Genomic DNA, 22,183 nt, shown 5'->3' with positions numbered 1-22,183 from the left:
TGCGGTCGCCCGGCCAGTTGAAGACATGCAGCTTGCGGAAGGTCGAGATGTCGTCGAGCCCGGCATTGGTGCGGGTGTCGGCGATCATGACGAGGCCATCCTGCACGAGGATTCCGGCGCAATAGGTCACGGGTTTCTCTTCCTGTCGTCCTGGCGCACCCCGCTGGAAGGAGGGGCGGCTACTGATTGGCGAAGCGGCCTTCGGCCTCGCGGGCGTTGACGAGGACGTTGAGGTTCTCGCCTTCGCCGCCCTGGCGCGAGCCGCGGACCGGTGCGGCATCCGCGTAATCGAGCCCTATCGCAACACGCACATGCGTGTCGATCGGGCAGAGTGCATTGGCGCAGTCGAAACCGATCCAGCCATAGTCGTCGAGATGGACCTCTGCCCAGGCATGGGCGCCGTTGCCATGGGGCAGGCTGTCGGATTGCGCGACATAGCCGGATACATAGCGGGCGGGCAGACCGAGATGGCGAGCACAGGCCATGAAGACATGGGCAACGTCCTGTGCGATCGCTTCGCGGGCGGCAAAGGCCGCGGCAGCGCCGACGCCGGCGCGGCCGCTGGCCTCGACGCAATGCATGCGATCGCTGACGGCGTTCATCAGCGCATGCATGCGCGAGAGCGGCGTGCCGGCGCCTGCCGTGACGTCCTCGGCGAAGCCGCGTAGCGCCTCGTCCTGGGCGGTGAGGAGCGTGTCGCGACAATAGACCTCACAGGGCACGCGCTCCAGCCCGCCGCGGACAGCGCCGGCGAGATCGATCGTCTCGATCAGCCCGTCGATGCGGATCGCGAGCGCGGAGATCGGGCCGTCGGCGTAGAATGAATGCACGATATTGCCATGGGCATCCTGCGAGGCGCGCAGGCGGCCGTCGACATTCGGCTCGATGCGCCAGGACATGACGTGCTGGCCGTCATGGTCGCGCGGCGTCAGGCGCAGAATCTGCGTGATATGGCGTGCCGGCTCGGCATAGTCGTAGCCGATCGTATGGGAAATCCTGATCCGCATGGTCCAGTCCGGGCAGGGTTTACGGTAGTCGCGTCGCGGGCGCGGTGTGGCCGCTCATTGCAGATACTGCTCGAAGATGGTGTTGCCGAGGCGGTTGTTCTCGGTGATGAACTCCTCGATGAATTCATGCAGCCCATGCACGAAGACGTCGTCGATCCGTGTATTGCTGAGGTTCGCCAGCGTCTTGCGGGCCTGGCGCTGGGCCGGACCCTGGCGGCCATAGGCGTCGCCGAGCGAGTCGAGGAAGCGCGAGATGCTCTCGTAGCAGGCCGCCAGAGAGCGCGGCATGCGCCGGTTCAGCACCAGGAGATCGGCGACCAGGATAGGCTTCACCGCTTCGCGATAGACCCAGTGATAGGCGGTCAGCGCCGAGACCTCGCGCAGCACGGTGGTCCACTGGAAATAATCGAGCGAGCCGCCGACCTGTTCGTTGGCCGGCAGCAGCACATGGTATTTCACGTCGAGGATGCGGGCGGTGTTGTCGGCGCGCTCGAGATAGACGCCGAGCCGGGAGAACCAATAGCCATCGTCACGCAGCATGGTCCGGTAAGCCGAGCCGTCGAAGACAAGCGAGACGTTCTTCACCCAGTCGAGGAAGCGGGCGAATTCCTCGCGGTCCATGCGCTTCTTCTCGAAGCGCTGCAGCTCCAGCCAGGCGCCGTTCAGCGCATCCCACATCTCCGAAGTCAGCGCCGTGCGCACCGCACGGGCATTCGAGCGTGCCTGGGCCAGGCAGTTGCGGATCGAGGAGGGGTTGTCCGGGTTGAACGTGAGGAAATCGCAGACATTGCGTTCGTTGGCCTCGCCATAGGCCTTCGCGAAGGCCTCCTCGCAGCCGGCGGTGAGGACCGCGCTCTGCCATTCCGTGCCGGCGCCGCCATAGGTCGTCGGCAGGTTGGTCAGGCGCGTCGTCGCGTCGAGGATGCGGGCGAGATATTCGGCCCGCTCGACATAGCGGGAAACCCAGTAGAGGCTGTCTGCGGTACGCGAAAGCATGGTCAGCGTGTGCCTTTCCGCGGGATGGCAGGCTGTTTCGGGAGAAGGGCGGGCGCGGGCGTGGGCAAGTCTGTCATGCGTCGAGCACCCAGGTGTCCTTGGTGCCGCCGCCCTGGCTGGAATTGACGACGAGCGAGCCTTCCTTGAGCGCGACGCGGGTCAGGCCGCCCGGTACGCAGGAGATGCCGTTGGCACCGGAAAGCACATAGGGGCGCAGGTCGACATGGCGCGGCGCGACGCCGGAGGCGACGAAGGTCGGGCAGGTCGAGAGCGCCAGCGTCGGCTGGGCGATGAAGCCCTCGGGGCTCGCCTTGAGCTTGCGCCGGAAGGTCTCGATCTGCGCCTTGTTGGCGTGCGGGCCGACGAGCATGCCGTAGCCGCCCGAGCCGTTGACCTCCTTGACGACGAGCTTCTCGAGATTGTCGAGCACATAGGCGTTGGCCTCGGGCTCGCGGCAGCGATAGGTCGGGACGTTCTTCAGGATCGGCTCCTCGCCGGTGAAGAACTTCACGATCTCCGGCATGTAGCTGTAGACCGCCTTGTCGTCGGCGACGCCTGTGCCGACGGCGTTGGCCAGCGTGACGTTGCCGGCCTTGTAGGCGCCGATGATGCCGGGAACGCCGAGCACGGAATCGCTGCGGAAGGCGAGGGGGTCGATGAAGTCGTCGTCGATGCGCCGGTAGATCACGTCGACACGCTTCGGCCCCTGGGTCGTCCGCATATAGACGACGTCGTCCTTGACCAGGAGGTCAGAACCCTCGACCAGCTCGACGCCGAGCTTGTCGGCGAGGAAGGAGTGCTCGTAGAAGGCCGAGTTGTACTGGCCGGGCGTGAGCAGGCAGATCGTCGGGTCCGAGGAGGCGCTGCGCGGCGCGACCGAGCGCAGGGTCGCGAGCAACTGGTCCGGATAGTTGTCGACCGGCGCGACGCGATGCGTCGAGAACAGTTCCGGGAAGAGCCGGAGCATCACCTCGCGGTTCTCCATCATATAGGAAACACCGGAGGGCGTGCGGGCATTGTCCTCGAGGACGTAGAAGGTATCGGCGTCGACACGCACCACATCGATGCCGGCGATGTGGCAGTAGATATCGTGCGGGACCTTGAAGTCGACCATTTCGAGCTGGTAGCAGGCATTGCGATAGACCAGATCGGGCGGGATGATGCCCGCTTTCAGGCATTCCTTGGGGCCGTAGACATCGGCCAGGAACATGTTGAGCGCGGTGACGCGCTGGCGCAGGCCGGCTTCCAGCTTCGTCCATTCAGGCTTGGTCAGCACGCGCGGGATGATGTCGAAGGGGATCAGGCGCTCGGTCGATTCCTCGTCGCCATAGACAGCGAAGGTGATGCCGATGCGGCGGAAGAACAGTTCCGCCTGGCTGCGCCTGAGCGCCAGCATCTCCGGCGGCGCCTCCTTCAGCCAGCGATCCAGGGCCTCGTAGGCGGGCCTCAACTCGGCCCCCGAACCGCTCATTTCATCGAATGCGACCATGCAACCCTCTTCCCCGTTGAATCCAGCCTATGCGCATTCGCGGCCGTTCGGGAAGAGGGAGAATAGCCGTGCAATTGAGCTGATCTGCCTTTTTCATGGGCAGTATTGATCAGGTACAGTTTGCTTTAGTCGATGTTGGCAAAGATGAACCCGCCCGCAGAACGCGGCTGTTCCTTCGTCGCGCCGCGCCAGGCGGTCATGCCGACGCTATTCTTGGACCGAATTCGGGCGGCCGTCCAGCCAGAGGCGCAAGGCTTCCGCGTTGTTCCGATTCTCGTCCTTCGCCGCGTAGAGCAGGACGACCGGTCCCTTCTTCCGTTCGGCCGCCAGAGCCTCAAGCGCGGTCTGCGCCGACGGGCTGCCGAGCTCGGTCGCATAGGCGGCGCAGAACTCGTCCCAGCGGTCGGGATGGCCGTGGAATTCGTGGCGGAGCGCGTCGCTGGGCGCGAGGTCCTTGAGCCAAAGGTCGATCCGGTCCTTCGAGACCCCACGCGGCCAGAGCCGGTCGACGAGTATGCGCGTGCCGTCGCCGGGTGCCGGGAGATCGTAGACGCGCTTGACGGTGAGCTGCGCCATCAGATCAGTCCGAGACTGCGGAAGCTGGCATGACCGTCGCGGCCGACGATGATGTGGTCGTGGATGGCGATGCCCAGGGGTTTCGCAATGTCGACGAGCTCGCGCGTCATCCGCATGTCGGCGCCGGAGGGCGTAGGATCGCCCGAGGGGTGGTTGTGCACCAGGATGATCGCGGAGGCCGAAAGTTCGAGCGCGCGGCGCATCACCTCGCGCGGATAGACCGGCGTATGGTCGACAGTGCCGGTCTGCTGGACCTCGTCGGCGATCAGGATGTTCTTCTTGTCGAGGAAGAGGATGCGGAACTGCTCGCGCTCGGCGAAGGCCATCGCCATCCGGCAATAGTCGAGCACCGAGGACCAGGACGACAGGACGGGCCGCTTGCCGACCGCACCCTTGGCCATGCGCTTCAAGGCGGCTTCGACGATCTTGAGATCGAGCGCGACGCCTTCACCGACGCCCTTCACTTCGGTCAGGCGCGCCGCGGGCGCGCCCAGCACTTCCCCAAACGAGCCGAAGCGCTGGATCAGTTCCTTGGCCAGAGGCTTCACGTCGCGTTGCGGGATCGACCTGAAGAGCAGCAGCTCCAGCAATTCGTAGTCCGGCAGCGTCTCGGCACCCGCTTCCTGAAACCGGGCGCGCAAGCGGTCGCGGTGGCCGTGATAGTGTGGCGTATCGCCATTGGCGGCGGCTGCCGGCGAGGGTCCTTTGCGCGGTCCCTTGCCGATGCCGACACTCATCGCGCGAGCGGATTGCCGAGGCCGGCGGGCGAGAGCGTGAAGATCTCGCAGCCCTGCTCGGTGACGCCGATCTGGTGCTCGAACTGGGCCGAGAGCGAGCGGTCGCGCGTCACCGCGGTCCAGCCGTCCGACAGCACCTTCACGCCCGGCTTGCCGAGATTGATCATTGGCTCGATGGTGAACACCATGCCGGGCTTCAGCAGCACGCCTTCGCCAGGGCTGCCGTAATGCAGGATGTTCGGCGCGTCGTGGAAGAGCTGGCCGATGCCGTGGCCGCAGAAATCACGCACCACCGAGCAGCGCTCGGCCTCTGCATAACGCTGGATCGCGAAACCGATATCCCCGGTTGTGGCGCCGGCGCGCACCGCCTTGATGCCGCGCTGCAGGCTCTCGTAGGTGATCTCGACAAGGCGCTCGGCCTTTCGTGAGATTTCGCCGACGCCGTACATGCGGCTCGAATCGCCGTGCCAGCCATCGACGATGAGCGTGTAGTCGATATTGAGGACGTCGCCCTCGCGCAGAGGCTTGTCGTCGGGAATGCCGTGGCAGACGACATGATTGATCGAGGTGCAGATCGACTTGGTGTAGCCGCGATAGAACAGCGTCGCCGGATAGGCGCCGTTGTCCATGGCGAACTGGAAAGCGAGATCGTCGAGGCGCTGCGTGGTGACGCCGGACTTGACGTAGGAGCCGAGCATATCGAGGCCGGCGGCAGTCAGCCGGCCGGCCTTGTGCATGGCCGCGAAGGCCTCGGGGCCGTGAATCTTGATGGCGGGCTCGCGCGAACGCGAGCGGCCGATGGTGTCTTCGAAGGTCATTGTGCGCGGAAAACTCCTCGCTCTCTTATCTATTGCGTTTGCTGGCGCACGCAAGCCGGTTGGCGTGGCGAGGACAGGCTCGGCGCCTGCGTTGCCGCAGGGTCAGCATGCGCGGATGATCGTTGTGCTGACGTTGGTGGAATTGTAACTTTTTTGCGGCAGCTTGCCGCCCGCACCTTTCGTCTGCCCGGTTTGTTCTCCTTAGGACACATGAAAGCGTCAGTTTCCCCCGCATTGGCCGATTCATCCGACCCGACGCTCAGCGCGCTCGACCGGCTCTCGCTCGACCTTGCGATGGCGCGCGGCATCGACGAGGTCATGACCGTTGTACGTCGCAATGCTCGAGGACTGACCGGCGCCGACGGGATCAGCTTCATCCTGCGCGACAATGGCCGCTGCTACTATGCCGACGAGGACGCGATCGCGCCGCTATGGAAGGGGCAGCGCTTCCCGATGGAGCATTGCATCTCCGGCTGGGCGATGCAGCATGGCGAGGTCGTGGTCATCGAGGATATCGACGAGGACGACCGCATTCCCCATGAAGCCTACCGGCCGACCTTCGTGCGCAGCCTGGTGATGGTGCCGGTTCGACAGGACGATCCCGTCGCGGCGATCGGCGCCTATTGGGCGCATCGCCACCGGCCGGCCCCGGAGGTGATCCGGGCGCTCAGGCGGATCGCCAACAGCGCGGCCGTCGCCATGACCAATATCGCGCTGGTGAACTCGCTCTCGACGGCGCTGGAGGAGGCGGAGCGCGCCAAGGATGCCGTCATCCTGGCCATGGCCTCGCTGGCCGAGACGCGCGACAACGAGACGGCCAATCATGTTCGCCGCACCCAGCATTATCTGCGCGTTCTGGCCGAGGGCGCCCGCGAGCGCGGCCTTTTCGCCGCAGAGCTGGACGACGCCACGCTCGACCTGCTGTTCAAATCGGCGCCGCTGCACGATATCGGCAAGGTCGGCATTCCCGACAGCATCCTGCTGAAGCCCGGCCGGCTCGACGATGACGAACGGGCGACGATGCAGACCCATGCCGAGCTCGGGCGGGTCGCCATTTCCAATGCAGAGCGCCATCTCGGCGGCTCGAGCTCCTTCCTGCGGCTCGCCAAGGAGATCGCCCACACGCATCACGAGCGTTGGGACGGGACTGGCTATCCGCAAGGACTCGCAGGCCAGGCCATTCCGCTCTCCGGGCGGTTGATGGCCATTGCCGACGTCTACGATGCCCTTGTGACCAAGCGGGTCTACAAGGAGGCGATGACGCATGACGAGGCGGTCGCGGTGGTCGTCGCCGAACGCGGCCGGCAGTTCGATCCTCGGCTCGTCGACGTCTTCAACGAGATCGCCCCGCGGTTCGGCGAGATACACGCCCGCTTCTCCGACGGGCGCTGAGACCGCCACCGACGACTGGCGCGCGAGCGCGGCGCGGTGTATCAGGCTGGCGCAATGGCCAGTATCGAACAGACCCCGGTGGAAGAGCAGCCTTTCGGCGCCTTCGCTCCAAAAGCCTATCTCGCGCGCATCATCGCCCGGACGCGCATGGCACCCGACAGCTATCTCGGGCGCAAGATGGCCTATGTGCTGCGGCGCCTCGGCCTGCAGTCGCTCGACGGCGCGCCGGTCGATATCGAGTCGCTGGGGGCGAAGATGCGCCTCTATCCGAGCGGCAATGTCTGCGAGAAGCGGGTGCTGTTCACGCCGCAATATTTTGACGCGGTCGAGCGCGAGCAACTCACCGCGCGGCTGCGGGAGGGCTTCACCTTCATCGATATCGGCTCGAATATCGGCGCCTATTCGCTTTTCGTCGCAGCGCGGGCCGGGCGGAGCGCCCGCATCCTCGCGGTCGAGCCGCAGCCCGATATCTTCGCGCGGCTGGCCTTCAACATCGCGCAGAATCCGTTCGGGACCGTCAAGGCGGTGGCTTGCGCGCTGGCCGACAAGCCTGGCGAACTGACCCTGTTCATCGATCCGACCAATCGCGGCGAATCGAGCGTCCGCATTCTCAATTCGAGCGCCGGGACTTCGGTCAGGGTGCCGGCGATGACGCTGCTCTCGCTGGTCGAGGGGGAAGGCTATGACCGCATCGATGCGATCAAGCTCGACGTCGAGGGCGCCGAAGATCTGATTCTGGAGCCCTTCCTGCGCGATGCGCCGCCGGCACTTTGGCCGGGCTTCGTCATCATCGAGGATTCGCGCCAGCGCTGGCAGACCGACCTCGTGAGCCTGCTGGAGCGCAGTGGCTATAAGCTCGTCGCCCAGACGCGGCTCAACCTGATGTTCGAACGCAAGCAGGCCTGAGCGCGCAGTTGCGTCATGGCCGGCGCGTCGGCCGCGGTGCTTGACGCTTCGCCGGGAAAGCCTAGCTCTTGGACGCAAGCCAGGAGCGCCGCCATGTCCGCCAACGAACCCCGTTCTTCCGCCACCATCGTCACGGCCGCGATCCTCGTGATCGGCGACGAGATCCTGTCCGGGCGGACGAAGGACAAGAATATCGGCTATATCGCCGAGTACCTAACCAATATCGGCATCGATCTGCGCGAGGTCCGTGTCGTCCCCGATGTTTCCGAGGAGATCGTCGCGGCGTTGAACGCGCTGCGCGGTCGCTACACTTATGTCTTCACCACCGGCGGCATCGGGCCGACCCATGACGACATCACGGCCGATGCGGTGGCCGCCGCCTTCGGGGTGACGATCGACCACGATCCCCGCGCCGTCGCCATGCTGTCCGAGCGCTTCTCGCCTGCCGAACTGAACGAGGCCCGCATGCGGATGGCGCGGATTCCCGCCGGGGCCGATCTGGTCGCGAATGCGATCTCCAAGGCGCCGGGATTCCATATCGGTAACGTTTACGTGATGGCCGGCGTGCCCGCGATCATGCAGGCCATGCTCGACGTCATCGGCCCGACGCTTCGGACGGGGGCGAGAATGCTGTCGGAAACGGTGCAAACCGGGCTTCGCGAGGGCGATATCGGCGGCCCCCTCGCCGAGATCGCCCATGCGCACCCGGCGGTCTCGATCGGCTCTTATCCGTTCTGGTCGGAAACCGGCCCCGACACGAACATCGTCGTCAGGTCTCGCGATTCAGACAAACTGCTCGCGGCAATGGCAGCCGTGAAGGCGATGGTTGCCAGGGAGAAGCAGAAATCAGCTTGATGAAGGTTGATGCTGCAACTTTTGCGATTTTCCTACAACTTGATCGATTGCCGATGTTTTTGAGGTCGCCAATCTAAACTGGGCGCAATTTTCTGTGGTGTTGAACAATGATGACGCAACGTTTTCGCCGGGTATTTCTACCCTAAGTTGTACTAAATTATAAGTATCAACCATTCATAAACGAGTTGCGGCGATATTTGGGGCGTGGCCGGAAAGCATTCGGCCTCCCCGGTCGCGTCTTCGCGTAGCGGGTGTCCGATCACGGCTTTCACGACGACGCTGGCACACGCGCCCCGTGCGCTGGCTGCGCTGAGGGGGGATTCGATGCCGCTCTTTTCCGGCCTTTTCTCGAACCGGCATGCCGCGGGACAGCTGGATGCGATCAACCGATCGCAGGCGCGGATCGAGTTCGATCTCGACGGTACGATTCGGGATGCCAATGAGAACTTCCTGTCAGCGATGGGTTACACGCTGGCCGAGGTAAAGGGGCAGCATCATAGCCTGTTCGTCACGCCCGAAGAGAAGGCCAGCCCCGCCTACAAGCAGTTCTGGGCCGATCTCGGCCGGGGCGAATTCTCGCGTGGGCAGTATCTGCGGCTTGGCAAGGGCGGCAAGGAAATCTGGATCCAGGCGAGCTACAACCCGATCATCGGTGCCGGCGGCAAGCCGGTCGGCGTCATCAAATATGCCTTCGACGTCACCGAGCAGAAGAACCGCCTTGCCGATCTCGAAGGCCAGCGCGCCGCGATCGACAAGGCGCAGGCTGTGATCGAATTCGATCTCACCGGCAAGATTCTGACCGCGAACCAGAATTTCCTCAGCGTCCTCGGCTATTCGCTCGCCGAGATCGTCGGGCAGCACCACCGCATGTTCGTCGATCCGGCCGAACGCGAGTCGGCGGCCTATCGCGTCTTCTGGGAACGCCTGGGCCATGGCGAATACGATGCCGGTCAGTATCGGCGTATCGGCAAGGGCGGCAAGGAGATCTGGATCCAGGCGAGCTACAATCCGATCCTCAATGCGCAGGGCCGCCCCTACAAGGTCGTCAAGTTCGCCTCCGACATCACCGCCACCTTCAAGGGCAAGCAACTCGAAGCCGCGGTGAAGGAGACGAGCGCGGTGATCGACCAGGCCAAGGGCAAGGACCTCACCGGCCGCGTGCCGCTCGACGGCAAGACCGGCGAGGTCGCCACGCTCTGCGCGGGCGTCAACGACCTGCTGGACACGCTGGCGGAGGTGGTCGGCACGGTCCGCGACATCTCGGCGCGCATCGACGGCGCCTCGCTCAAGATCACCTCCGACAGCCAGCAACTAGCCGAGCGGACGGAAGCCAATGCGGCGAGCCTGCAAGAGACTGCGGCAACGACGGAAGAGCTCGCAGCATCGGTCAAGCACAGCGCCGGCAATTCGAAGATGGCGGTCCAGCTCGGCAACGAGGCGAGCGAGGTCGCGGCGCGCGGTGGCGCCATCGTGACCGAGGCGGTCGCTGCCATGGGGCGGATCGAACAGGCCTCGTCCGGGATTTCCGAGATCATCTCGATGATCGACGAGATCGCCTTCCAGACCAATCTGCTGGCGCTGAACGCCGCAGTCGAGGCGGCGCGGGCCGGCGATGCCGGGCGCGGCTTCGCGGTGGTGGCAACCGAGGTCCGGGCGCTGGCCGCTCGCTGCAGTGAATCCGCCAATGGCGTCAAGACGTTGATCGCGAATTCTGCGCAACAGATTCAAGCCGGTGTCGGCCTCGTCAAGGATGCCGGAACGACGCTGGGCGAGATCGTCGGCGCTGCTTCCAAGGTCGCGTCTACCGTCAGCGAGATCTCGCAGGCGACGACCGAGCAGGCGAACGGCATCGACGAGATGGCCCGCACCGTGGCGCATATGGACGAGATCACGCAGCAGAACTCGCTGCTCGCCGAGCAGAGCGCCAAGGTCGCCCGCGATCTCCAGCAGGAGACTGCGGCGCTGAGCACGATGGTTTCCGCCTTCCAGCTTGGCGGTGACCGGCACAGGGCTGCGCCGCAACTGGTCCATTCCGCCCCTGCCGCGCCGGCCCGCGCCGCGGCGCCGGTGATGCGTGGTCGGCGGGTGGCCGGCGGTGGCACGGCGGACGGCTGGTCCGAATTCTGACGCGATTCATCGATGCTCGGTTGGGGATGTTCGGCGCGTGCCTCTTGTCAGGCGCGCGCCGATAGGCTTTTCGGTCTGAAACCGGCGCCGTTTCGCGCCGGGCCAAGTCCGGAGCGCTGTCCATGGCCGAACCGTCCTCGAACAAGGCTTTCCCGGTTTCCTGGGATCAGTTCCATCGCGATGCCCGCGCGCTGGCGTGGCGCCTCGCCGAGAAGGGCCCCTTCGAGGCGATGGTCTGCATCACCCGCGGCGGCCTCGTGCCGGCGGCGATCATCTGCCGCGAGCTCGGCTTGCGCATGATCGAGACGGTCTGCGTCGCGAGCTATCACGACTACAAGAACCAGACCGAGCTCAAGGTGCTCAAGGACATCGCCCCGAACATCAAGGCGATCGGCGACGGCAAGGGCAAGGGCGTGCTGGTGGTCGACGACCTCACCGATACCGGCAAGACTGCGCGCGTCGTGCGCGAAATGCTGCCGAACGCGCATTTCGCCACGGTCTATGCCAAGCCGGCGGGCGTGCCGACGGTCGACACTTTCATCACCGAGGTCAGCCAGGACACCTGGATCTATTTCCCCTGGGATATGGGGCTCTCCTATGTCGAGCCAATCGCCAAGGGCCATAAGGGCTGAGCAGTAACCTGCGCTCGTCTCAGCCCGTCGAGGGTGAGCGGAACGCGATGAGCATGCCGGTGACGACGATCGCCATGCCGGCGAGCTCGGTGGGCGAGGGCGTTTCCGCCAGCAGCAGCGCGCTGGCGGCGGCTGTCGCCACCGGAACCAGCGGCAGGAACAGCGTTGCCTTGGCCGCACCCAGCGTTGCGACCGTGCGGGCGTAGAGATAGAGCGCGACGACACCGACCAGAACGCCCTGATAGAGTGCCTGCAGCAGAATCTCGGCGAAGGGTACGCGCGCCATGTGGATCGGCAGCGTCAGCGCCACGACCAGGAGCAGCGGCACCGAAAGGATGCATGAAGCCGCCGTGATCTCCAGCGAGCTTGCGCCCCAGCGCCGGGCGAGCAGACCGAAGATCGACCACAGAAAGGCGATCAGGACGAAGAGCAGGTCGCCGATCCAGGCATCGGGCCGCGATGGGGACAAGGCGAGCGCATCGCGCGAGAAGACGCCGATGCCGAGCACGATGATGCCGAGGCCGACCAGCCGCATTCGCCCGGCGCGCTCGCCGGTGACGAGGAAGATCAGCAAGGCCGTGAAGACCGGGATCAGGCCCGGCGAGATAATCGAGGAATGCAGAGCGGGGGCGAAGTGGGCCCCGCCGACCAGGATCAGGCTGTAGAGCGGGCCGATCAACAGCGCCATCACCCAGGCGCGCGGCCAGCCGAGCGAGCCGACCGGGAAGGGGCGCATGTGCCTGAGCGCCCAGGGCAGCAGGACGGCCGCGGCCGAGACGAAGCGCAGGATCGTAACGTCGGCCGGCGTCATATCGATCAGCATGGCGTGCCGCGAGACGACCGACTGCACGCCCCAGATGAGCGACGTCAGCAGGCCGCAGAGAATGCCGAGCCATGGCGTGCGGGAGATCATGGATAGGCGGCTTTCGGCAAAGCGATGCAGGCGGTTGAGCGACGGCGCTGCTATGCCCGCCTGCATGAAGCGCCGCAATGGCGCCGGGCGCAGCCCGCCCCGGCGTTGCGCCTATGCCGCGACGCCGGTTGCCGAAGGCGGGGCCATCGCGACCAGCGGCAGCAAACGGGAATCCTCTATGGCTGCCAGGCGATGCCCGTAACCCGCGAGATAGCCCTCATGGCTGGCGAAGGCGATGAAGTTCTGCACCGAGGACTGCCGAACCAGCATCGCGCGGTCCCAGCGCTCGTTCTCCGGGCCGATGAAGAACGGCCCGCCTTCGCCGATGAAGAGCATGGCTCCCGTCGGGGTCAGTTCCGGCGTGGCGGCATAGTCGGCGATGTCGCGGAAGCGCAGGAGATTGAGCATCACGACCTCGCCGACGATGTTGCGGCGGAAGAGATCGCGGCCGGCTTCCCAGCTCGGAGCGAGATAGGCGGTCACGGCGTCGGTTCCGGGAGGGCGGGGCCAGTGATCAACTCCCGCGCATAGGCTCGGATATCGGCGGGCCAGCTTCGGCTGTGCTCGGCGAAGCGCGCATCGTCTCCGGCGAAGAGGGCGCGGGAGGCTTCCTCGAAACCTTCGCGGTCTCCCGCCATCGTCGCGATGAAAGCGTAGGCGCGTTCTTGCGCCGCCCGTGTTTGGCTGCGGCCGCCATCGCTTTTGCGCGCGTCGTCGACGAGGCGTCGCAGGGCCTGCGAGGCGCCGCCCGGCTGAAGGGCAAGCCAGTCCCAATGGCGTGGCAGCAAGGTCACTTCGCGGGCGATGACGCCGAGCTTCGGGCGCCCCCGGCCGCGCGGGGCGTCGTCATTCGCGGTTCCCGTCTCGCTGCCTTTGGGCGTGTAGCGCGCCGCGATCTCGATATCGCTACCGCGCAGGTCGAGATCGACGACCTTGCCGGTGGCATCGTCGAAGACGAGGATCGCGGCTGTGGGCTCCATCGCGAGGGTGGTTCTGACGGCCAGTGCGACGGTCGCGAGCGATCCGCTGGCGATGCGGGTGGTGTCGCGGAAGGCGGTATGGGGTGTCGGCTGGGACATCGGGGCTCCTTGATTGCGGGATTATTATCCGGGTAAATTATTTATTACAATATGATCCGGATAAAATTTATCGACCCTGATGCCGACTGACTTTCCCTCTGTGAAAGAATCGGAAGGAGGCCAGACCGGCTTTGAAACCAGTACCGATCCCACTAGTTTGACCTGCAGAGGAAACGCCGACCGGGAGACGCGCCAGATATGGCCGCCACCAGCTTCGACGCCACGGGCGCACGGATCACGATCTTTCGCGCCCTGCTTCAGACCGTCGCGCGCCATGGCAAGGGCCGCATCGCGCTGGAGGATCCCGAGCGCCAGCCGATCACCTATGGCCGGCTCGTGCTCGGCGCGCTGGTGCTCGGGCGCAAGCTTGCAGCGCTGACCGCTCCAAAGGAACATGTCGGCGTGCTGCTGCCGAACATGCAGGGCATGGCGGTGACGCTGTTCTCGCTCTTCGCCTATGGCCGGGTGCCGGCGCTGCTGAACTTCACGGCCGGCGTCCGCAACCTGCGCGCGGCGGCGGAGCTGGCGCAGCTCAAGACCATCGTGACCTCGCGCCGCTTCGTCGACCAGGGCAAGCTGGACGAGGAGATCGCGGCGCTCGGCGAGGGGCGATGCATCGTCTATCTTGAGGATGTCCGCAAGGAGATCACCAGCCTGGACAAGGCACTCGGCGCTTTGCAGAGCCTGGCGCCGGGCCTCGTTCACCGCTCCTACGAAGCACAGCCCGACGATACCGCGGTGATCCTGTTCACCTCGGGCACCGAGGGCAAGCCGAAGGGCGTGGCGCTGAGCCATGCCAATATCGTCTCGAATGCCAGGCAGGTCTTCGCCCATGCGGCCGGCGCGATATCCGAGCACGACGTCTTCATGAACCCGCTGCCGGCCTTCCATTCTTTCGGTCTGACGGCCGGGATGATGGTGCCGCTGCTGCACGGCATGAAGGTCGTGCTCTATCCGAGCCCGCTGCATTACAAGCAGGTGCCGAAGCTGATCGGCGACATGAAGGCGACCTTCCTGCTCGCCACCGATACATTTTTGCAGGGGTACGCGCGCGCTGCAGAAAAGAACGATCTCGGCAGCGTGCGCTATGTCGTGGCCGGGGCAGAGCGGGTGAAGGCCGAGACCAGGCGGATGTGGGAGCCCTATGGCACTACCATCCTCGAAGGCTATGGCTGCACCGAGTGCTCGCCGGTGCTGGCCGTCAATACGCCAGCCGCGATCCGGGAGGGCACGGTTGGCAAGCTCCTGCCCGGCATCGAGGCCAAGCTGGAGCCTGTCGAGGGCATCCATGAGGGCGGGCGGCTCACCGTGCGCGGGCCGAACGTCATGGCCGGCTATCTCGATCCCGACCAGCCCGGCCGCATCATCTCGCCGGAGGGCGGCTGGCACGATACCGGCGACATCGTCGTGATCGAGGATGGCTTCGTCTCGATCCGCGGGCGGGCCAAGCGCTTCGCCAAGCTCGGCGGCGAGATGGTCTCGCTCGCGGCGGTCGAGACCATGGTCGCCAAGGTCTGGCCGGACCAGAATCATGTCGTCGTCGCACTGCCCGACGCACGCAAGGGCGAGCAGCTCGTCCTCGTCACCGAGACGCCGGATGCCGACCGCGCGACGCTGCAGGAGGCGGCGAAGGCGCAGGGCTTCCCGGAATTGTGGGTGCCGCGTGCGATCCTGGTGACGCAGGCCATCCCGGTGCTCGGCAACGGCAAGATCGATTACGGCTCGACGCGGGAGCTTGCGGCGTCGCGGAGGTCGCTGCTGTGAGGCTGGTTCGCTGCGGTAATGCCACAATTGTAATTCTATTACGCCGCATGATGATTCCGGGTTCCGCCCTGGCGCTTTTGCGCGTCGCCACCCTCGCGCCCGTTCTGTCGCTGACGGGGCCGGCCGACCTCGCCGCGCAGTCCCAGCCTGCGGTCTATGTGCGCCGCGACGAATGCGTCGAGGCCGGCAAGCTGACGGCGGAGCAATGCGAATTCGCCTATCGCAATGCGCGGGCCGAATTCGAGCAGGCGGCGCCGCGCTACGGCTCGCGCGCGGCCTGCGAGCGCAGCCACAAGCGCTGCGGCGCGCAGATCGTCTCGGCCGGCGGCTGGGAATCCTTCGGCAAGGGCGGGGCAACTTATGTGCCGCGCTTCATAGGCGTCCGGGTGACGGGTGAAGGCGCCGCGCGCCGGGCCGTGCCGGTGGTCGAGGGCACGGCCAAGGTCGCTTTCGCGGGACGTTCGGTGACGGAATTGCAGGACAAGGTCGCCGGGCGGCGCGGCATCATCGGCCAGGTGAACAGCGTCGGCCGCGGCAACCACGGCCATTCCGCTCAGAGCGGTGCGCCCTATATCAAGCGCGGCGACCGGGACGACACGGTGCGCGTCCCGATGGAGGAGAAGACCATCGGCTCCGACGTGAAACCCGGCCTCTATGTCGATCCCGACGGGGTCGAGTGGTACAAACCCGCCCGCCCGCATTGAACGTCTTGCCGAGGCTTGCGCCAACTGCGCCTGCCCGCTATCGCTGTCTCGCCCGCGGACGTGGCGAAACTGGTAGACGCACGAGACTTAAAATCTTGCGCCTTCAAAGGCTTGCGGGTTCGAGTCCCGCCGTCCGCACCATCTTCCCACAAGTGATTCCAGCGGTGTGATCGCCTCTCAGCTAGCAGTCAGTTCTTCCTGAAGATCAGGCTCAGGTTGTTCGCGGGCATCTCGATGATCTCAGGCGCCTCGAAGCCGTTCGTTGCGCCAAGGGCCGCGAGCGCGTCGAGATCGCGCAGGCCCCAGGCCGGGTCGCGGCTGCGCAGGCTCTCGTCGAAAGCTGCATTGCTCGGCTCCAGTGGCCGGTCCGGCCGGCGATAGGGGCCGTAGAGATAGAACGGCTGGCCGGATTTCAGGAGGCGCCCCGCTTGCCGGAACAGCCCCTCGGCCGCCGTCCATGGCGCGATATGGATCATGTTGATGCAGAGGATCGCGTCGGCGCGTGCGACCGGCCAATCCGATGCGGCCGCGTCGAGGATCAGCGGCGGGAGGATATTGGCGAGGCCGGATTCCGTCGTCCAGGCCGCGATGCTTGTCACCGCATCCGGCGAGGGATCGCTCGGCTGGAAGGTCAGGCCGGGCAGGGCGCTGGCGAAATGCACGGCATGCTCTCCGGAGCCGGAGGCGATCTCCAGTACAAGCCCGGAAGGCGGGAGCATGTCGCTCAATACAGCGAGGATCGCGTCGCGGTTGCGCTGCGCGGAAGGCGCGCGCAAGCGCGGATCGGTCCCGGCCTTTGCATCGGCGGCCGGCTGCCAGAAATTGGGCTTGCTCATCATCCGCTCACGAATCTTTCGTCCGGCCCATCGCGTTGGAGCCGCGATCCGCTATAAGGGGGCTGGAAGCGGGCCGCCAGATGTCGTGGTTTCGCAGCAAGCAGGCTGGTTTTGTTAACCGAAATCCTGATCGTCGTGGCGCTGACGATCGTCAATGGTCTCCTCTCGATGTCGGAACTCGCCGTGGTTTCGTCACGCAGCGCACGCCTCAAGGTTCTCAGCGATCAGGGCAGCAAGGGTGCTGCAACTGCATTGCGGCTGGCGGAAGATCCCGGCCGCTTTCTCTCCACCGTCCAGATCGGCATCACGCTCGTCGGCGTCCTCTCGGGCGCGTTCTCGGGCGCAACGCTCGGCGCGCGCCTGTCGGAATGGCTGGGCACGCATGGCTTCTCGCAATCCGCTTCCGACACGCTCGGCGTCGGCATCGTCGTCGTCGTCATCACCTATCTCTCGCTGATCCTCGGCGAACTCGTGCCGAAGCAGGTCGCTCTGCGCGACCCCGAGCGCGTGGCGGCCCGCGTCGCCCCGGCGATGTCGCTGCTGTCGAAGGTCGGCGCGCCCATCGTCTTTCTGCTCGACATCTCCGGCAAGGCGGTGCTGCGCCTGCTCGGCCAGAAGGGCGAGACCGAGGAGAAGGTCACCGAGGAAGAGGTGCGCACCATCATCGCCGAGGCCGAGACGGCCGGTGTGCTGGAGCGCGACGAGCGCGAGATGATCGCTGGCGTCATGCGCCTTGCCGACCGCTCTGCCCGGGCGCTGATGACGCCGCGCCGCGAGGTCGATGTCATCGATCTCGAAGACAGTGCCGAGGAAATCCGCGCGCAATTGCGCGCGACCCGCCGCTCGCGCCTGCCGGTGCAGGATGGCGAAGCCGACGCGATCGTCGGCGTGCTTCTGGTCAAGGATCTCATCGAGTTTCTTCAGTCCGGCGACACGCAGGACCTGCGCGCGCTGGTGCAGGAGGCGCCGATCGTGATGGACACGGCGGACTCGCTGCATGTGCTGCGCGAAATCCGCTCCAGCCGCGTGCATATGGCGCTGGTTTTCGACGAGTACGGTCATTTCGAGGGCATCATTACGCCCGGCGACGTGCTGGAGGCGATCATCGGCGCCTTCCAGGAGGAGGAAGAGGACGAGCCGGCAATCGTGACCCGCGCCGACGGCTCCTATCTCGTGGCCGGCTGGATGCAGGTCGACGAGTTCTCGCACGAACTCGGCATCCCGATCCCGCGCGACGCCGATTTCCAGACGGTTGCCGGCTTCATCCTGGCCGAGATGAACCATCTGCCGAATGTCGGCGAGAGCTTCGACAAGGGCCATTGGCGCTTCGAGGTCGTCGATCTCGACGGCCGCCGCATCGACAAGATCCTGGTCAGCCGAATCGAGTGAGGCCACCGCCGGCGTTGACGCCGGCGGAGCCTCCGTGGTGTAGTCGTCGCCAAGGGGTGCATCGCGACCACCCCGTGAGGCTTAGGCCCAATGTTCGCGTCCAACTTCCTCACTTCGGGATGGACGCAAGCCATGTCTTCCAACGAACAGATCACGGTCGCCCAGCTGTCACGGCTGGTCGGCCTTCCCGATGCGCCGGCGATCATCGATGTCCGCATCGACGAGGATGTCGCCGCCGATCCGACCTTCTTGCCCGCCTCGGTTCGCCACGATTACCGCGCCGTCGCGGATTGGGCAGCTGACTATGCCGGCCAACGCCGGGTGGCGGTCGTCTGCCACCAGGGTCTCAAGCTCAGTGAGGGCGTCGCTGCCTGGTTGCGCCATCGCGGCATAGCGGCCGAGAGCCTCGAAGGCGGGCATCAGGCCTGGCGCCAGGCCGGCGGGCTGACCTTCTCCCCGGAACGTTTGCCGCCACCGGGCCCGTCCGGCGGCAGCGTCTGGGTGACGCGGGCGCGGCCGAAAATCGATCGCATCGCCTGCCCCTGGTTGATCCGACGCTTCATCGATCGGCAGGCGGTGTTCCTCTTCGTTGCAGCGTCCGAGGTCGAGGCGGTGGCCGATCGCTTCGGGGCCACGCCCTTCGATATCGATGGCGTGTTCTGGAGCCATCGCGGGCCGCTCTGCACCTTCGACACGATGATCGCGGAATTCCGTCTGGCTTCGCCGGCGCTCGACAGGTTGGCGCGGATCGTGCGGGCAGCGGATACCGCGACATTGGAGGCCGAGCCACAGGCTGCCGGGCTGCTCGCAGCCTCGCTCGGGCTGTCGCGCATGTACAAGCACGATCTCGAACAACTCGAGGCCGGCATGCTGCTCTATGACGCCTTCTATCGCTGGTGCCGTGACGCGGGCGAGGAAACCCATAACTGGCCCGTGCCGAAGCCGGCCGGGGAGGCGAAGCGATGAGCGCCGTGGAAACGGATGCCGAGATGGCAGTGCAATCGGCGGACCGCTTGCCGACGCTTGGCGAGGCGACCCGCATCTGGGCGAAGATCGGGCTTCTGTCCTTCGGCGGACCTGCCGGCCAGATCGCGCTGATGCACAAGGAGCTGGTGGAGGAACGCCGCTGGATCGGCGAGGATCGCTTCCTCCATGCGCTGAACTACTGCATGCTGCTGCCCGGACCGGAGGCGCAGCAGCTCGCCGTCTATATCGGCTGGTTGATGCACCGGACGATCGGCGGCCTGATCGCGGGACTGTTGTTCATCCTGCCCGGCGCACTGGTGATGCTGGGCCTCAGCATTCTCTATGTGACCTGGCGCCACGTCCCGCTGATCGACGGCGTGTTCTTCGGCGTGAAGGCGGCGGTGCTGGCCATCGTCATCGAGGCGGGCCTCAGGATCAGTCGGCGGGCGCTGAAGACCGGTGCGATGGTGGGCGTCGCCGTCGCCGCTTTCGCCGGCATCTTCCTGTTCAAGTTGCCCTTCCCGCTGATCGTCCTGCTGGCGGCCCTCGCAGGCTGGGTCGGCAACCGCATCCGGCCTGGCTGGTTAGGCAAGGCAGGTGCGGGTGGCGCCGCGGACGCTGCGAGAGCCGGGTTGCTCGATGGCCTGCTTGAGCGCGGAGAGCTCGACCATGTGAAGCCTTCAGCGGGACGGGCAGCGCGCGTGCTGATGACCTGGCTGCCGCTCTGGCTCGGGCCCGTCGCCCTGTTCTGGCTGGTGGCTGGTTCTTCCAGCGTCTGGACGCAGATCGGCGGATTCTTCAGCCTGATGGCGGTCGTGACCTTCGGCGGCGCCTATGCGGCGCTGGCCTATGTTGCACAAGCGGCGGTCGAGGGCTTCGGCTGGCTGGCTCCCGGCGAGATGCTGGACGGGCTCGGCCTTGCCGAGACGACGCCGGGACCGCTGATCCTCGTGCTCGAATTCGTCGGTTTCCTCGCGGCGTTACGGGCACCGGGCAGCCTGCCATCGCTCGTCGCCGGCGGATTGGGGGCGCTGCTGACGGTCTGGGTAACCTTCGCGCCCTGCTTCCTCTGGATCTTCCTGGGCGCGCCTTATGTCGAAGCTTTGCGCGGCAACCGGGCGATTTCGGCGGCGCTCGGGGCGATCACCGCCGCGGTGGTGGGCGTTATCGCCAATCTCGCGCTCTGGTTCGGGCTGCACGTCCTCTTTCGCGAGGTCTACAGCCTGCCCATTCTCGGCATGAGCCCCGAAGTGCCGGTCCTGACCTCGCTGGATTGGCGCGCGGCCGTGCTGGCAGCCGGGGCGGCCGTCGCGCTGCTGCGCTTCAAGCTCGGGATGATGCCGGTTCTGGCGATCTGTGCTGTTGCCGGCGTTGCGCTGAAGGGCGGATTCTAAGCCTCAGCGGCGCGGCTCGTCCGGCTCGATGATGCGGTATTCGGCGTCGATGACCTCGACGCGATCCGGCTGCCGCGGCTGGTTTGCGAACGGGTTGGCGGGGTCGATGCCGGCCGCCTTCAGCTTGGCCTTGAGGCGCCAGACCGCGATCGCGCCAACGACCAGCACGACCGGGATCAGGATGAGCGCGAGGCTTGCAGCGAGCAGGAACAGCGTGACGCCGACGACGAGGCTCGCTGCCATGGCGAGCCAGGCCTGCCAGCGCGGCACAGCGCGGGCGCGGCCATTGAGCTGCTCGTAGAGATTGACGCGGATCATGTGGTTCGGTCCCTTCCCTTGAATGCAGAGATAGGGAGCGATTGCGGCTTTGGCGAGGTCGGGTGCGCGCTCAGGCCGCATCCTGCCAGTCGTAGAGCCAGCCATAGCGGTTGCGCAGGCCGTCCGGCCCGAGCCGCTTCAGCGCGAAATCGCGGGCGATGCTGAGCGGCCAGCCCATGTGGTAGTTGCGGCCATTGCCCCGGCTTTCCTCCTGTACGCGGGCGACGCGCTGGGCGCGAGCGGCAGCGTAGGCGGCGAAGGCCATGGGAACGCCGGCAGCACCCTCGCGGCCGAGCGTGTCGGCGAGCAGACGGGCGAGCACCGCGGCATCCTCGATGGCGAGCGAGGCGCCCTGGGCGAGGAAGGGCAGGATCGGGTGGGCGGCGTCGCCGATCAGCGCGATCCGGCCCCTGGCCATGGCGGCCGGCTTGCGGTCGAACAAGGACCAGACCTGCCAGCCTTCGGCCGCGCCGGTGAGATCGCGCAGCGATTGGGAGGCGCCGGCGAGATGCTCGGTCACGATGGCGCGGTCGCCATCGCGGGACCAGCCCTCGCGGGCCTCCTTGGCCTGGCGGACGACGACGAGGTTGATCTCCCTGCCAGCGGCCACGGGGTAATGCACGGCGTGCCGGCCGGGGCCCATATGCAGCGTCACGCGTGGCTTGTCGCCGGCGCGGGCTGGCACCACGGCGCGCCAGGCCTCGTAGCCGGTAAAGACGGGCGGCGAGGCATCGCCGGTGAGATCGCGCACGCGCGACCACAGGCCGTCCGCGCCGATCAGGCCCAGCGCGGAGATGGCCTCGCCATTCTGGCCGCCGAGCGCGACCGTGACTCCGTCCGCGTCCTGGCTGACTTCCTGTACGCCGCGGCCGACCAGCAGGCGGATGTTGGGCATGGCGCGGGCAGCGTCAAGCAGCACGGTATGAAGGTCGTTGCGCTTCATCATGCGGAACGGCGTCGGCATGCGCTCGGGGCTGGAGGGCATTTCCAGCACCCGCGCACCATTGGCCCAGCGCCGGATCATCAGGCCGTGGGAGGAGACGCTGACGCGCTTCAACGGCAAGGCGAGGTCCAGCGCATCGAGCACGCGGCCGGAATTGGAGGTGATCTGGAGGCCGGCGCCCAGCTCGCCGAAGCCGGTACGCTTCTCGACGACGGTCGTCGCGATGCCGCGCCGCGCCAGCGACAGGGCCATGGTCAGGCCGCCGATGCCGGCGCCGGCGATGACGAAATGAGGAGCGGACACGGGTATCGAACGCCTTCGACGACGGAGATGGAAGACGAG

22 protein-coding genes, 1 tRNA gene and 1 pseudogene are annotated in these 22,183 nt (G+C 66.2%); 11 read left to right on the top strand and 13 right to left on the bottom strand.

The window, feature by feature from the left end:
* The 7 genes and pseudogenes from Q0Q36_RS00930 to map all read right to left on the bottom strand — a co-directional run.
* Positions 1-130: pseudogene (locus tag Q0Q36_RS00930) on the bottom strand (peptidase); the annotation flags it as partial.
* 49 nt (positions 131-179) lie between these two features.
* Entirely contained in the window at positions 180-1,007 is an 828-nt protein-coding gene (locus Q0Q36_RS00925) for a transglutaminase family protein (protein ID WP_293794897.1), read from the bottom strand.
* 54 nt (positions 1,008-1,061) lie between these two features.
* On the bottom strand, positions 1,062-2,003 hold the full coding sequence (locus Q0Q36_RS00920; protein ID WP_293794896.1) for an alpha-E domain-containing protein: 942 nt from the start codon (positions 2,001-2,003) through the stop codon (positions 1,062-1,064).
* A 73-nt stretch (positions 2,004-2,076) separates the two neighbouring features.
* Positions 2,077-3,492: a circularly permuted type 2 ATP-grasp protein gene (locus tag Q0Q36_RS00915; protein ID WP_265060040.1), complete on the bottom strand. Its 1,416-nt coding sequence runs from the start codon at positions 3,490-3,492 to the stop codon at positions 2,077-2,079.
* A gap of 207 nt (positions 3,493-3,699) precedes the next feature.
* Positions 3,700-4,068: a DUF488 domain-containing protein gene (locus Q0Q36_RS00910; RefSeq protein ID WP_293794895.1), complete on the bottom strand. Its 369-nt coding sequence runs from the start codon at positions 4,066-4,068 to the stop codon at positions 3,700-3,702.
* Positions 4,068-4,805, bottom strand: a complete 738-nt coding sequence (gene radC / locus Q0Q36_RS00905; protein WP_293794893.1) for a DNA repair protein RadC — start codon at positions 4,803-4,805, stop codon at positions 4,068-4,070. Before radC ends, Q0Q36_RS00910 begins: the two co-directional genes overlap by 1 nt.
* Positions 4,802-5,623: a type I methionyl aminopeptidase gene (gene map, locus Q0Q36_RS00900; protein ID WP_293794892.1), complete on the bottom strand. Its 822-nt coding sequence runs from the start codon at positions 5,621-5,623 to the stop codon at positions 4,802-4,804. Before map ends, radC begins: the two co-directional genes overlap by 4 nt.
* A gap of 210 nt (positions 5,624-5,833) precedes the next feature.
* Here map and Q0Q36_RS00895 point away from each other — a divergent pair, with 210 nt between their 5' ends.
* The 5 genes from Q0Q36_RS00895 (at position 5,834) to gpt (ending at position 11,535) form a co-directional block, all read left to right on the top strand.
* The gene (locus Q0Q36_RS00895; RefSeq protein ID WP_293794891.1) at positions 5,834-7,015 is read left to right on the top strand and encodes an HD domain-containing phosphohydrolase; all 1,182 of its coding nucleotides are present in this window, start codon (positions 5,834-5,836) and stop codon (positions 7,013-7,015) included.
* A 54-nt stretch (positions 7,016-7,069) separates the two neighbouring features.
* Positions 7,070-7,921 carry an FkbM family methyltransferase gene (locus Q0Q36_RS00890; protein WP_293794890.1) on the top strand — a complete coding sequence of 284 codons (852 nt, stop codon included), beginning with the start codon at positions 7,070-7,072 and terminating at the stop codon, positions 7,919-7,921.
* A gap of 93 nt (positions 7,922-8,014) precedes the next feature.
* A complete protein-coding gene (locus tag Q0Q36_RS00885; RefSeq protein WP_293794889.1) occupies positions 8,015-8,776 on the top strand; it encodes a molybdopterin-binding protein in 762 nt (253 codons plus the stop codon).
* 324 nt (positions 8,777-9,100) lie between these two features.
* Complete coding sequence (locus Q0Q36_RS00880) at positions 9,101-10,903, top strand: methyl-accepting chemotaxis protein (protein WP_293794888.1); 1,803 nt, start codon at positions 9,101-9,103, stop codon at positions 10,901-10,903.
* Positions 10,904-11,025: 122 nt separating this feature from the next.
* On the top strand, positions 11,026-11,535 hold the full coding sequence (gene gpt, locus Q0Q36_RS00875) for a xanthine phosphoribosyltransferase (protein ID WP_293794887.1): 510 nt from the start codon (positions 11,026-11,028) through the stop codon (positions 11,533-11,535).
* Positions 11,536-11,554: 19 nt separating this feature from the next.
* Here gpt and Q0Q36_RS00870 read toward each other — a convergent pair whose 3' ends face one another.
* The 3 genes from Q0Q36_RS00870 to Q0Q36_RS00860 all read right to left on the bottom strand — a co-directional run bounded on the left by Q0Q36_RS00870 (position 11,555) and on the right by Q0Q36_RS00860 (position 13,527).
* Positions 11,555-12,448, bottom strand: a complete 894-nt coding sequence (locus Q0Q36_RS00870) for a DMT family transporter (RefSeq protein WP_293794886.1) — start codon at positions 12,446-12,448, stop codon at positions 11,555-11,557.
* Positions 12,449-12,559: 111 nt separating this feature from the next.
* Positions 12,560-12,931 (bottom strand): DUF1330 domain-containing protein, encoded by a 372-nt coding sequence (locus tag Q0Q36_RS00865; RefSeq protein ID WP_293794885.1) that lies wholly within the window; start codon positions 12,929-12,931, stop codon positions 12,560-12,562.
* Positions 12,928-13,527 carry a DUF2239 family protein gene (locus Q0Q36_RS00860; protein WP_293794884.1) on the bottom strand — a complete coding sequence of 200 codons (600 nt, stop codon included), beginning with the start codon at positions 13,525-13,527 and terminating at the stop codon, positions 12,928-12,930. Before Q0Q36_RS00860 ends, Q0Q36_RS00865 begins: the two co-directional genes overlap by 4 nt.
* A gap of 198 nt (positions 13,528-13,725) precedes the next feature.
* Between Q0Q36_RS00860 and Q0Q36_RS00855 the strand changes: the two genes are divergently transcribed.
* The 3 genes from Q0Q36_RS00855 to Q0Q36_RS00845 all read left to right on the top strand — a co-directional run bounded on the left by Q0Q36_RS00855 (position 13,726) and on the right by Q0Q36_RS00845 (position 16,136).
* Positions 13,726-15,291 carry an AMP-binding protein gene (locus Q0Q36_RS00855; protein ID WP_293794883.1) on the top strand — a complete coding sequence of 522 codons (1,566 nt, stop codon included), beginning with the start codon at positions 13,726-13,728 and terminating at the stop codon, positions 15,289-15,291.
* A gap of 47 nt (positions 15,292-15,338) precedes the next feature.
* Complete coding sequence (locus Q0Q36_RS00850) at positions 15,339-15,995, top strand: DUF1190 domain-containing protein (RefSeq protein ID WP_293794882.1); 657 nt, start codon at positions 15,339-15,341, stop codon at positions 15,993-15,995.
* Between the two features lie 54 nt (positions 15,996-16,049).
* Positions 16,050-16,136: transfer RNA gene (locus Q0Q36_RS00845), tRNA-Leu, on the top strand.
* A gap of 47 nt (positions 16,137-16,183) precedes the next feature.
* Here Q0Q36_RS00845 and Q0Q36_RS00840 read toward each other — a convergent pair.
* Positions 16,184-16,831, bottom strand: coding sequence for a DUF938 domain-containing protein (locus Q0Q36_RS00840; protein WP_293794881.1), 648 nt, complete (start codon positions 16,829-16,831; stop codon positions 16,184-16,186).
* A 126-nt stretch (positions 16,832-16,957) separates the two neighbouring features.
* On the opposite strand from Q0Q36_RS00840, the gene Q0Q36_RS00835 reads away from it, so the two are divergent.
* From Q0Q36_RS00835 to chrA, 3 genes are all read left to right on the top strand, one after another.
* Positions 16,958-18,220 (top strand): hemolysin family protein, encoded by a 1,263-nt coding sequence (locus Q0Q36_RS00835; RefSeq protein ID WP_367187142.1) that lies wholly within the window; start codon positions 16,958-16,960, stop codon positions 18,218-18,220.
* Positions 18,221-18,352: 132 nt separating this feature from the next.
* Complete coding sequence (locus Q0Q36_RS00830; RefSeq protein WP_293794878.1) at positions 18,353-19,186, top strand: sulfurtransferase/chromate resistance protein; 834 nt, start codon at positions 18,353-18,355, stop codon at positions 19,184-19,186.
* A complete protein-coding gene (gene chrA / locus Q0Q36_RS00825; protein ID WP_293794877.1) occupies positions 19,183-20,580 on the top strand; it encodes a chromate transporter in 1,398 nt (465 codons plus the stop codon). The genes Q0Q36_RS00830 and chrA overlap by 4 nt, the downstream gene beginning before the upstream one ends.
* A gap of 3 nt (positions 20,581-20,583) precedes the next feature.
* Here the strand turns inward: chrA and Q0Q36_RS00820 are convergent, their stop codons facing one another.
* On the bottom strand, positions 20,584-20,898 hold the full coding sequence (locus tag Q0Q36_RS00820; RefSeq protein WP_293794876.1) for a hypothetical protein: 315 nt from the start codon (positions 20,896-20,898) through the stop codon (positions 20,584-20,586).
* Positions 20,899-20,968: 70 nt separating this feature from the next.
* Positions 20,969-22,144 (bottom strand): FAD-dependent monooxygenase, encoded by a 1,176-nt coding sequence (locus tag Q0Q36_RS00815; protein ID WP_293794875.1) that lies wholly within the window; start codon positions 22,142-22,144, stop codon positions 20,969-20,971.
* Between the last annotated feature and the right edge of the window lie 39 nt (positions 22,145-22,183).

The sequence above is a fragment of the uncultured Allobosea sp. genome, from assembly GCF_945957345.1.
Lineage (GTDB): Bacteria > Pseudomonadota > Alphaproteobacteria > Rhizobiales > Beijerinckiaceae > Allobosea.
The sequence above is the reverse complement of the archived record's forward strand: the minus strand, read 5'-3'. Positions and strand labels throughout refer to the sequence as shown.